The sequence below is a fragment of the Chitinophaga sp. SVR4-12A genome (assembly GCF_056754765.1).
In genome coordinates this window covers 151,408-164,750 of record NZ_JBPGWP010000001.1, presented here as the reverse complement: position 1 = coordinate 164,750, position 13,343 = coordinate 151,408, and the positions used below count along the sequence as shown (strand labels likewise).

3 protein-coding genes are annotated in these 13,343 nt (G+C 48.5%); 1 reads left to right on the top strand and 2 read right to left on the bottom strand.

The features are described from left to right. Nucleotides 1–82 precede the first annotated feature (82 nt). The gene (locus ACR9Y8_RS00675; protein WP_481211292.1) at nucleotides 83–2,959 is read left to right on the top strand and encodes a T9SS type B sorting domain-containing protein; all 2,877 of its coding nucleotides are present in this window, start codon (nucleotides 83–85) and stop codon (nucleotides 2,957–2,959) included. Between the two features lie 4 nt (nucleotides 2,960–2,963). Here the strand turns inward: ACR9Y8_RS00675 and ACR9Y8_RS00670 are convergent, their stop codons facing one another. Both ACR9Y8_RS00670 and ACR9Y8_RS00665 read right to left on the bottom strand, forming a co-directional pair. Further along, nucleotides 2,964–3,938: a PorP/SprF family type IX secretion system membrane protein gene (locus ACR9Y8_RS00670; RefSeq protein WP_481211291.1), complete on the bottom strand. Its 975-nt coding sequence runs from the start codon at nucleotides 3,936–3,938 to the stop codon at nucleotides 2,964–2,966. A 15-nt stretch (nucleotides 3,939–3,953) separates the two neighbouring features. After that, nucleotides 3,954–12,986: an Ig-like domain-containing protein gene (locus ACR9Y8_RS00665; protein ID WP_481211290.1), complete on the bottom strand. Its 9,033-nt coding sequence runs from the start codon at nucleotides 12,984–12,986 to the stop codon at nucleotides 3,954–3,956. Nucleotides 12,987–13,343: the final 357 nt, after the last annotated feature.

The following is a 13,343-nucleotide window of genomic DNA, read 5'->3' as shown; positions in this document are numbered from 1 at the left end:
GGTATTCAGCAGAATATTTTCAGGGATATTATCCGTATTGATGCTTTTATTGCTTGCCATGCCCGTTAAAGCATCTTATATAATGTCCCTGTCTTCTGATGCCGCAGCTGTTGAAGATTCCGCACTTACCCTTACGCTTTCACAAACACCGGTCTCCTGCTTTGGTGGAACAGACGGCAGCATTGCTGCCCAGGCAGGCGGTGGTACGGCTCCTTACCAATTCAGCAAAGACGATGGCAAAACCTGGCAAAGCGAGCGGTATTTTGAACGGCTGGGCCCTGGGGTTTACACCATCATCGTAAAAGATAATACGGGCGTCAAGGCCAATGCAACCATCACATTAAGCGCACCATCAGCCGTGAAGGCAGCAGTGAAGCCATTTCCTGTCAGCTGCCATGACTTGAAGAATGGCAGCATCAGCATACAGGCTTCCGGCGGAACACCGCCCTACCAGTACTTCCTGGACAATGGCCCCAACTGGCAGTATGATGCACGGTTCAACGAATTACCAAGCGGGAACCATACCGTGTATATAAGAGACCAGCGCGAATGCCTGATACAGGTAAATACCAGCATCACAGCACCTCCCCTGCTGACCATCAGCGCTAAACACGATAATGTTACCTGCAACCTCGGAAAAGACGGACGTATCACCGCCGAAGCATCCGGGGGAACACCTCCTTACCAGTACAGCGAAGATAATGGCAAAACCTGGCAGCAGTCGCCTATTTTCACACAGCTGGCGCAGGGAGATCACCTCGTCCAGGTAAGAGACCGAAGCGGTTGTATAGCCGGCATCAAGGTTGCGATCACCGCGCCGCTGGCCCTTGACATCAGCACCCGGCAAAACAATGTTTCCTGCTACGGCGCCTGTAACGGCCGCATTGTTGTCCAGGCGCAGGGCGGTGTCAGCCCCTACAGATACAGTAACAACCAGGGACTCACCTGGCAGCAAAAACCGGATTTCCAGGGTATTTCAGCAGGCGTATATCACATGGTAGTAAAGGATAGCAATGGATGCATAATCCGCAAACCTGTGAAGCTCGATGAACCCACTGCCATGTCTGTTGCAAGTTCGTCTGCCACCTTTGACAGCGTTACTGATTGCAGCCTGACCATAGCTGTCAACGGCGGCGTTCCCGCTTATACATTCAGTCTTGACGCCGGAAAAACCTGGCAGGACAGCGCTACTTTCCGGCATATCCGTGCGGGGACGCAATTCATTACAGTGAGAGACCGTAACGGTTGCGGCCGTATCCTTACCACTACACTGGCGATTGCCAAGCCTTTGCAGTTGTTTGCAGACAGCTGGGGCGCTTCCTGCCACGGAGCCGCCAATGGCTCCATCGATGTAAAAGTAGAGGGAGGCACGCCTCCATACAGGTACAGCATTGATAATGGCGCCAGCTGGCAGGCACAGAATATTTTCCGCCTGGCGGCAGGTATGTATACTATCCTGGTGGAAGATAAAGCCGGGAATCGCGGAAAGATCACGGCAAGCTTAGACGAGCCCCCATTGCTTACGGCCAGCGCAAAGAGCACTGATGTCAGCTGCCATGGCGCTTCCAATGGTATTATTACCCTGACAGCCGGTGGAGGCCTGGCCCCTTACAAATACAGCATCAATAACGGAGATAACTGGCAAAGCAGCGCAAGCTTTGAAGGCCTTCCCGGCGGGAAGTACATACTGCTGGTAAGAGATGCTAACGGATGCAGCACCAGCCTGTCTGCAGATATCCAGGAACCCTCTCCGCTGGCCACTACGGTACAAAGCGACAGTGCCAGCTGCTATGGCCGCGCAGACGGCAGTTTCCGTGCTTCCACTTCAGGCGGTACAGCGCCTTATCAATACAGCGTGGATGACAGCCATCAATGGCAGGACAGGCCACTCTTCTCAGGTCTCTCTGCAGGCTGGCACCTTTTACTGGTAAGGGATGCCAAAGGATGTATGGACAGTGTTAATGTGCAGATAAAATCGCCGCTGCCAATAGCATTCACAGCAGGCACCAAACAGGTGAGCTGTAAGGACGGCGCAGACGGCAGCATCACAATTGCAGCGCTGGGCGGCACAGCGCCATACCGTTATAGTATGGACAAGGTGCACTGGCAGTCTGAGTCGCTGTTTGACAGCCTGCGCGCCGGCAATTTTACGCTCATGGTGCAGGACACTAAAGGCTGCAGCAAACAGGCGGATGTGACGGTAACAGAGCCGGCGCTCCTGCAGCTGGCCCTGGAGCATGCTGCCAACGGTTGTGCCTATTCAGGCGGACAGATACAGGTAAAAGCCAGCGGTGGTACCTTTCCCTACCTGTATACTGCGGCAGACAGCATCAGCAGCACTGATGGCAACTTTTCAAAACTCCAGGCAGGCAATTATGCAATCATGGTGACAGACCAAAACGGTTGTATTGACAAGCTGGACCCTATAAAGATCATCGTATCGCCGCCCTTGTATTTAAACCTGGTCACTAAAACGGATATGCAGTGCGACGGCATTCACAAAGGAAGCGCTGCCTTAACGGCAAACGGCGGGATCCCTCCTTACAAATATGAGCTCAATGGAAACAGCATTGCATCCATGAACATGCCGAGCCTTGATAACGGTGCATACGACGCGATGGTAAAAGATGTGAACGGATGTATCGCCACACAACATTTTGATATTATCCTCCTGGATGAGAACTGCGAACTGACCATGCCCAGCGGCTTCTCTCCCAACGGCGACGGGCGTAATGATATATTTCGTCCTGCGCTATACGGCAATATCAGCCAATACCAGCTGGAGGTGTTCAATGCCTGGGGCAACCTGATATTTAGCAGCAGGGATCCTGATACAGGGTGGGACGGCGCTTTCAAAGGAAAGCAGCAAGCCGCGGGAACTTACGTATGGATGGCGAGCTACCGGGATTACAGGGGCGTTGTGAAAGTAAGAAGAGGTGTAGTGACCATCGTACGATAAGTGCTTAGAAAAATTTCGGACAGGATACCTGGTAGTTCCGTTTGGAAGACGGAAATGAAATACCTACAGACAGCTCATGTGATCCATGACCATAGGTTTCAAACTGGCCTGCAGAAAAGTCATAGGCGTATCCGATACGCACATTCTCCACGGGGAAGATCTGCATGGCAGCAACGGCCGCATTGCGGTTCTTCAGTGATTTTTGCAGGTTTTCTTTCTGGTACAGCCGTACGCCGGTACGATACGATCCTCCAATCCAGATCTTTTCCGTAAAAAGCAGGAAGGCCGTCAAATCCAGGCTGGTAGGACCACCACGGTCATCCTTCAGCAGGAAGGAAGGTTTCAGCTGGATATTTTCAGCCACCGGCAACAGCATACCTGCGGTAAGATAGTAATGTGGTCTGGGCCGCGGAATGTAGATGTAGCGTGATTTATTGATATGGGGGGCGATAAGGTTGTCCACTGAGAAACCAACATAATAATGTTCGTCTGCATAGTAAACACCTGCCCGGGCATCCGGTACGATGGTGCTTTGGTTACCGCCCGGCATATCCAGCTCAGGGTCCAGGGTTTCCAGCAGCGCGCCGTTAATGCCCAGCTGCACTAATCCTCCACTGAGGCCGAAAGACAGGCGGGCAGTACCTTCCTCGTTCATACGTATCCGGTAGGCATAGCTGGCGTAAACAGATTGGGTGCTCTGCGCGCCCAGTTTATCGCTGGCCAGCTGGATACCCCATCCCACATTGCCATCGGCAGCGATGTCGTCTACCGCTACGGAGAAGCTGCGGGGCGCACCTTCTATGCCGGTCCACTGTGCGCGGTAATAGGCGTGCAGGTTCAATACTTCTTTGTATCCTGCATAGGCAGGGTTGATGTAAATACCATTGAACATGTACTGACTGTACTGTGCATCCTGTTGGGCAAACAGCAGTTTACCCGATAGCAGCAGTATCCCCATTAAAACGATCCCTCTTTTCATGTCTGATATTATAGATTATTGTTTAAATGCGCGGATCAGGGTAGTGTAACCTTTCAAGGTCTCCCAGTTGGAGCCATTGGTTTTCCTGATACGTAATAAGTAATAGTAAGTCCCTTCGTTGAGCCCGTCTCCTTTCCAGTTATTCTGATAATTCTTCTGGCGATATACTTCGTTGCCCCAGCGGTTGATGATCACTAATTCATTCTCGGCGTATTGCTGCAGTCCGCGTATTTCGAATACATCGTTCTTGCCGTCGCCATTAGGTGTGAACAAGGTGGGTATTTTAAGATCGCCGGGCTGTACGTGCAGCACTACGGTGGCGATGTTGGTGGGATAGCCGTCTTTGTCCTGCACCTGGTAGGCAAAGTTGTCGTCTCCGCCGAAGCTGTTATCAGGTATATAGTTGACGGTACCATCGTTGTTAATGTCCACCTTTCCATGCAATGGCTGCCGCATAATAGTGACGCTGGCAGTATTGAAGGAAGAATGCGCCGGATCATCATTAATAAGCACAGCGACGGTTACCGGGGTGTTTGCCTTGGTAGCTGCCTCGTCGTCAAATGCTTCCGGTGACCTGGGCACGAGATTTTTTGTAGGATAATCGTTATCCATGGCAGTACCGGAAACATCCGATACTTCGATATGCTTGATGGTCTGGCCCTTGGCGGTGGCGGTGTTAAGAACAATGCCTTTGTCGCGGTCTGCTTGTGTGAGTTTATATATCGCGGTTATATTAGCGGATGCTCCCGGTTTGAGCTCGGCAGGCAGCGTTTTGCTGAGCCCCAGCATCGAGTCGCTCAGGTTTACGTTGTATAAAGTAGCCTGGCCGGTATTGGTGATAGTGAACGCGTAGGTAATGCTTACATCATCTGAACGCAGGATACCGGTTTTCACCAGGGCAATACCGGCGCTAAGGTTAAGGGGAATCACCGTGATCGTTACGGTGACAGTGGTGATTCCGCCTTTGCCATCGCTGAGGGTGATGGTAAAGTTATCCGGACCGCTGTAATTGTCGTTAGGCGTGTAGATATAGGAGCCGTCGCTGTTCAGGGTGATAGTACCATGTGCAGGGTTGCTGGCCTGGCTGAAGCTGAGCGGGTCGCCATCGGGGTCAATGCCACTGACAGTGCCGCTGACAGGGGTGTTTTCGTTGGTGGTTCTGGTATCGCCGGTACCGGTGGGCGGGGCGTTGACAGGTGTTACTATGATATTTACAGTGACAGTATCAGTACCGCCATTGTTGTCGGAGATGGTGATCGTAAAGTTGTCTAAGCCATTATATTTATTATTGGGCGTGTAGGTATAGTTGCCATCAGAATTCACGATAACAGTACCATGAGCAGGATCAGTGGCTTTGGTGAATGTAAGCTTATCGCCATCTCCATCTGTGCCCGTTACATTTCCATTTACCGGAGTGTTTTCAGGGGTGCTTTTAGAATCACCGATACCAGTAGGTGCGGCATTTACAGGCGTTACCGTCAAAACTACTTTTACCAGCACACTACCACCGTTACCATCGCTAATATCAACAGTAAAATAATCAGGGCCATTGTAATTGGCCTCTGGTGTGTAAGTATATGTACCATCAGCAGCAACAAGAGCGGTGCCGTGGGCTGGGTTCGTAATCTTCGTAAAAGTTAGTGCATCACCATCCGCATCAACACCTGCTATTGTACCACTTACGGAAGTATTCTCAGGCATTGTTTTGAAATCGTCATTAGCGGTAGGCGGTTCATTGACAGGAGTTACGATAATATCAACGGTTACAGTAGTAAAACCTCCGTTACCATCAGAAATATTAATTGCAAAATTATCCGATCCGTTATATTTGTTGCTGGGCGTATAGGTGTAATTTCCATCGCTACTCACAGTAACACTACCATGAGCCGGATCAGTGGATTTGGCAAACGTCAGCTGATCGCCGTCGCCATCTGTACCAGTTACAGTCCCACTTACCGGGGTATTCTCAGGAGTTGTTTTAGAGTCACCAATACCTAAAGGCACCTCATTTACAGGTGTTACGATAATATCCACTGTTACAGTAATAGTACCTCCGTTACCATCCGAAATACTAACTATAAAATTATCCGAGCCGTTATATTCATTATTCGGAGTATAAGTGTAATTACCATTACCATCTACCACAACACTACCATGAACCGGATCAGTAGCCTTGGCAAAAGTCAACTGATGGCCATCTCCATCTGTGCCAGTTACCGTTCCACTTACGGGAGTATTTTCAGGAGTGGTTTTGGAATCACCAGTACCAACAGGCACCTCATTTACAGGTGTTACGATAATATCTACTGTTACTGTAGTTGAACCGCCGCTACCATCGGAAAGACTAATCGTAAAGTTATCCGCACCATTATACTTATTGCTGGGCGTATAGGTATAACTTCCATCGCTACTCACAGTAACACTACCATGGGCAGGATCAGTAGCCTTAGCAAACGTCAGCTGGTCGCCATCCCCATCTGTACCGGTTACTGTTCCACTTATCGGGGTATTCTCAGGAGTGGTTTTAGAGTCACCGGTACCAACAGGCACCTCATTTACAGGTGTTACGATAATATCTACTGTTACTGTAGTAGAACCGCTGTTACCATCTGAGATAGAGATGGTAAAATTATCCGAGCCGTTATACTTATTGCTGGGCGTATAGGTATAATTTCCATCTCTATTCACAACAACACTACCGTGGGCAGGATCAGTCGCTTTGGCAAACGTCAGCTGGTCACCATCGCCATCTGTGCCCGTTACGGTTCCACTTACTGGAGTATTCTCGGGAGTCGTTTTGGAATCTCCTGTACCAACAGGCGCCTCATTTACAGGTGTCACAATAATATCTACGGTTACTGTGGTTGAACCTCCGTTGCCATCCGAAAGACTAACTGTGAAATTATCCGAACCGTTATATTTATTGCTGGGCGTATAGGTATAACTTCCATCGCTACTCACAATAACACTACCGTGGGCAGGCTCAGTAGCCTTAGCAAACGTCAACTGATCGCCGTCGCCATCTATACCTGTTACAGTTCCACTTACTGGAGTATTCTCGGGAGTCGTTTTGGAATCTCCTGTACCAACAGGCGCCTCATTTACAGGCGTCACAATAATATCTACGGCTACAGTGGTTGAACCGCCGTTGCCATCCGAAAGACTAACTGTGAAATTATCCGAACCGTTATATTTATCATTCGGGGTATAAGTGTAATTACCATTACCATCTACCACAACACTACCATGAACCGGATCAGTGGCTTTTGCAAAAGTCAGCTGATCACCATCCCCATCTGTGCCCGTTACGGTCCCACTTACCGGGGTATTCTCAGGAGTGCTTTTAGAGTCACCAGTACCAACAGGTGCCTCATTTACAGGTGTTACGATAATATCTACTGTTACTGTAGTAGAACCGCCGTTACCATCGGAGATAGAGATGGTAAAGTTCTCCAAGCCGTTATACTTATTGCTGGGCGTGTAGGTATAGCTTCCATCGCTACTCACAATAACATTACCATGGGCAGGATCGGTCGCTTTGGCAAACGTCAGCTGGTCGCCATCCCCATCTGTGCCCGTTACTGTTCCACTTACCGGGGTATTCTCAGGAGTTGTCTTGGAATCTCCTGTACCAACAGGCGCCTCATTTACAGGTGTTACGATAATATCTACTGTTACTGTAGTAGAACCTCCGTTACCATCTGAAATATTAATTGAAAAATTATCCGAGCCGTTATACTTATTGCTGGGCGTATAGGTATAACTTCCATCGCTACTCACAATAACGCTACCATGGGCAGGATCAGTAGCTTTCGCAAAAGTCAGCTGATCACCATCTCCATCTGTACCAGTTACAGTTCCATTTACAGGAGTATTTTCGGGAGTCGTTTTGGAGTCACCGGCACCAACAGGGGCCTCATTTACAGGTGTTACGATAATATCTACTGTTACTGTAGTAGAACCGCCGTTGCCATCCGAAACACTAATTGTAAAATTATCCGAGCCGTTATACTTATTGCTGGGCGTATAGGTATAACTTCCATCGCTATTCACAATAACACTACCGTGTTCAGGATCAGTCGCTTTGGCAAACGTCAGCTGGTCACCATCCCCGTCTGTGCCTGTTACAGAGCCGCTTACTGGGATATTCTCAGGAGTGGTTTTAGAATCACCCGCACCAACAGGCGCCTCATTTACAGGTGTTACGATAATATCTACTGTTACTGTAGTAGAACCTCCGTTACCATCTGAGATAGAGACGGTAAAGTTATCCGAGCCGTTATACTTATTATTAGGCGTATAGGTATAATTTCCATCGCTACTCACAATAAGGCTACCATGGGCAGGATCAGTGGCTTTCGCAAAAGTCAGCTGATCACCATCTCCATCTGTACCAGTTACAGTTCCATTTACAGGAGTATTTTCGGGAGTCGTTTTGGAGTCCCCGGCACCAACAGGCGCCTCATTTACGGGTGTTACGGTAATATCTACTGTTACTGTGGTAGAACCTCCATTACCATCGGAGATAGAGATGGTAAAGTTATCCGAGCCGTTATACTTATTGCTGGGCGTATAGGAATAATTCCCATCGCTACTCACAATAACACTACCGTGGGCAGGCTCAGTAGCCTTAGCAAACGTCAACTGATCGCTGTCGCCATCTATACCTGTTACAGTTCCACTTACAGGAGTATTCTCGGGAGTCGTTTTGGAATCTCCTGTACCAACAGGCGCCTCATTTACAGGCGTCACAATAATATCTACGGCTACAGTGGTTGAACCGCCGTTGCCATCCGAAAGACTAACTGTGAAATTATCCGAGCCGTTATATTTATCATTCGGGGTATAAGTGTAATTACCATTACCATCTACGACAACAGTACCATGAACCGGGTCAGTGGCTTTGGCAAACGTCAACTGATCACCATCCCCATCTGTACCCGTTACAGTGCCACTTACAGGAGTATTCTCGGGAGTCGTTTTGGAATCTCCTGTACCAACAGGCGCCTCATTTACCGGTGTTACGATAATATCTACTGTTACCGTAGTAGAACCGCCGTTACCATCGGAGATACTAATTGTAAAATTATCCGAGCCGTTATATTTATCATTCGGAGTATAAGTGTAATTACCATTACCATCTACCACAATGCTACCATGAACCGGATCAGTAGCCTTGGCAAACGTCAGCTGGTCACCATCCCCATCTGTACCGGTTACAGTGCCACTTATAGGGGTATTTTCAGGAGTGGTTTTAGAGTCACCTGTACCAACAGGCGCCTCATTTACAGGTGTTACGATAATATCTACTGTTACTGTAGTAGAACCGCCGTTGCCATCCGAAATATTAATTGTAAATTTATCCGAGCCGTTATACTTATCATTCGGAGTATAAGTGTAATTACCATTACCATCTACCACAATACTACCATGAACCGGATCAGTAGCCTTGGCAAACGTCAGCTGGTCACCATCCCCATCTGTACCGGTTACAGTGCCACTTATAGGGGTATTTTCAGGAGTGGTTTTAGAGTCACCTGTACCAACAGGCGCCTCATTTACAGGTGTTACGATAATATCTATTGTTACTGTAGTAGAACCGCCGTTGCCATCCGAAATATTAATTGTAAAATTATCCGAGCCGTTATACTTATTGCTGGGCGTATAGGTATAACTTCCATCGCTACTCACAATAACGCTACCATGGGCAGGATCAGTGGCCTTGGCAAACGTCAGCTGGTCACCATCCCCATCTGTGCCCGTTACGGTCCCACTTACCGGGGTATTCTCAGGAGTGGTTTTAGAGTCACCAGTACCAACAGGCGCCTCATTTACAGGAGTTACGATAATATCTACTGTTACTGTAGTAGTACCTCCGTTACCATCTGAAATACTAATTGTAAAATCATCCGAGCCGTTATACTTATTGCTGGGCGTATAGGTATAACTTCCATCGCTACTCACAATAACGCTACCATGGGCGGGATCAGTTGCCTTTGCAAAAGTCAGTTGATCACCATCTCCATCTGTGCCTGTTACAGTGCCGCTTACTGGGGTGTTCTCGGGAGTTGTCTTGGAATCTCCTGTACCAACAGGCACCTCATTTACAGGTGTCACGATAATATCTACTGTTACAGTAGTTGAACCTCCATTACCATCGGAGATAGAGATGGTAAAGTTATCCGACCCGTTATACTTATTGCTGGGCGTATAGGAATAATTCCCATCGCTACTCACAATAACGCTACCATGGGCAGGATCAGTTGCTTTGGCAAAAGTCAGCTGATCTCCATCCCCATCTGTACCCGTTACAGTGCCACTTACAGGAGTATTTTCAGGAGTTATTTTAGAGTCACCAGTACCTAAAGGCACCTCATTTACAGGTGTTACGATAATATCTACGGCTACTGTGGTTGAACCGCCGTTGCCATCCGAGATAAAGATGGTAAAGTTATCCGAGCCGTTATACTTATCATTCGGAGTATAAGTATAATTACCATTAGCATTTACGATAACACTACCATGGGCAGGATCAGTAGCCTTGACAAAAGTCAACTGATCACCATCTCCGTCCATACCCGTTACAGTCCCACTTACCGGGATATTCTCAGGAGTGGTTTTAGAATCACCCGCACCAACAGGCGCCTCATTTACAGGTGTTACGATAATATCTACTGTTACTGTAGTTAAACCTCCGTTACCATCCGAAATACTAATCGTAAAATTATCCCCGCCATTATATTTCGCATTAGGAGTATAAGTATAACTCCCATTACTATTTACTACAACACTTCCATGAGCCGGATCAGACGCCTTGGCAAATGAAAGCGCATCTCCATCCCCATCCGCACCCGTTACAAACCCACTCACCGGTGTCTCCTCCGGAGTTGTCCTGGCATCCCCCATACCTGTTGGCGGATCATTTACCGGCGTTACCTGGATATTCGCTGTCACGGTAACCTGCTCGCCTTTACCATCGGCGATCGTTACCGTAAAATTATCCGAACCATTATAATTCGCGTGTGGCGTGTACGTATAAGTCCCGTTGGCGTTCACCACCACGGCGCCATGCGCCGGATCACTGGCCTTAGTGAATGTAAGTACATCCCCGTCCGCATCTGTACCCGTTACAGCACCACTCACAGGCGTATTCTCCGGCGTGGTTTTAGTATCTCCCGTGCCAACAGGGGCATTGTTTACAGCGATCGATTTAGTGATAAGGTTGTTCCCGTAATAACATTCCTGGTAAGTGCTATGCTGGGTCGCCAACGCCGTTAAAGTGAACGGCGTACCAACGGTATGACCAACACCACCCGGTACAAAACTACCATCATCATTAATAACGATGCTCAGGTCAATATTCAAATTACTGAAGCCCGTCAGGTCCACATCAAAACTGAAATTCTTACACTCCCCTGCCTGAATGTCTTCCGGGAAAGTGCTTACATAGAGCAGCTTAGCAGCCGGGTCCACTGTAGGATCACCGTGATAGAAAGCAACAGGCATCCCGCCATTACTGTTGCCTGACCCGGGATTGCAGACCGCGAGGGTTGCCTTTACCACCTGGGACGACACCTTGCTGAAACTAATGCCGGAGGGATTGAAAGCAATATCCGGCTTAGCGCCATAGTAATCTGCAGACAACAGGATCTGGTAATCAGGATTGGCCAGACCTGTTTTATTGGTGACCGTCAGCTGGCTTTTATCTGCTGAAAGGGAAAAGGAAATGTCATAATTATACGGTCCTTTAAAACCTACCGTATTGGCGTGGGAGCGGGTACTGCTGTTATTCAGCGGCACCCCTTTAAATGCATAGTTGTCATCCCTCCGCGTCTCTTCAGACAAACCCACCTGCTGGTAAAAATACCCGGTGGCAGTTTCTGTGGTCAGATCGATATAGGCATATGCTTCGAGGGAGTTTTCATTGCTTTCACGGGTTACGTTCACCGCATTGCCGGTTTCATTGAAATAAAGGGCGTTAGTGCCCGGCGGTATGATAAAGGTGCGCGTAACACCTGTAAAGGAGCTCTGCCCTTTGGGAATTGTTTTGATATCCGAACTAACGAATTCCGCGCTCATCCCCTGGCCGGTACGCTTGTAAAATTCCATTACATAAGCATCGTCAAAGTCCCGCGCGTAACTGGCGTCTCGCTTAATGACGAGGTTAGATCCGGACACGTATATACGGGGATTGTAAATGCCAACAGCTCCCTGGTTGGCAGACTTACCGCTGTAGTCGCCGTTGACTGCACCCGAGCTTAACAGCTGGCCGTTATAAGCAGCACTGAGATTACGGACCGCATAGGTAGAGCGCCTGTTAGCGGAGCCACCGTTGGCAAGCGTTACAAAGCCGTTCATTAAACCACTGTTGAGATCAATAGTGAACCGCAGGTTGGAATAACCTTCCTCTGTACCATCAGAAGTATTCAGATCCGCATAACTGGAGTTGGTGCCTTTTCCTGAAAGGAAGATCACATCGGCGCCGCTGGGAATGGGCACTACAAGATCCGTGTTGGAAGCGCCTGTTCCATGCAACAAGGCTTTCACCTGCGGATCCAGGAGGTTCAATGAGTTACTGTAAGGCGACAGGTATTGTACATAATACGAGGAATGTATACCGGTCTGACTTTGCGTAATGGTCAGTGATGAGCCGGAGATGGAAAAATTTACATTGTTCAGGTCGGGCGTAGCATCACCCACCTTGCTGGCAGTGGGAATAAAGGCGCCCAGGGCTACATGCTGCCATCCATATACGTTCGTGCCTGAACCGTCGGTATTGGTATTCTTGGCGTAGTTTACGTAACCGGACGAGGTTCCGGAGGCAATATCGATGATGGCATTGATAGTAATGAAATCCTCATCCCCCTGCGCATAATCGTTTCCCCCGGAAGTGATCCCTGTCTCGGATGATATGTATATTGATATGGATTTTGTGCCAGCAGGAATATTGAATACCGGCGCGCTGCTCCCAGGAGAGCTGTATTTCGCGTCCACGCCCAATACGTCGGCCCGCTTGCCTCCGCTTGGGCCGCAGGGGCTGGTTGGCATCTGGCCGAATACCGTACATGAACAAAACACTAAGATGGCAGTCAGTAACTGCTTTATAATGTGATCCGGTCTCATAGATATATGGCATGCATAGCCGCAAACCTGCTGCTATTGCTGGAAATAGGGCCTCTCACGATGTACTGATCGAAGAGAAAAACCAGTGTAGGTGTAGCCCGAACAAAAGTTGTACTCGAAATTAAATCTGCTTTTGTCTAGTTAGGATATGTCTGCTAAATCTGGTTGCTACTAATGATTCATGACTCTCTGAGGGTTTAGGTGTATTCCTTTCTTATGGTACACAAAGATATATCGCTTTTCATTCAGCACCTTGTTGCAACAGCATAACTTTCGTGTTAC

Bases quoted from the DNA above. Each gene is read 5' to 3' on its own strand.
- ACR9Y8_RS00675 (WP_481211292.1), top strand. From the start codon at position 83: ATGTCCCTGTCTTCTGATGCCGCAGCTGTTGAAGATTCCGCACTTACC.
- ACR9Y8_RS00670 (WP_481211291.1), bottom strand. From the start codon at position 3,938: ATGAAAAGAGGGATCGTTTTAATGGGGATACTGCTGCTATCGGGTAAA.
- ACR9Y8_RS00665 (WP_481211290.1), bottom strand. From the start codon at position 12,986: ATGCCAACCAGCCCCTGCGGCCCAAGCGGAGGCAAGCGGGCCGACGTA.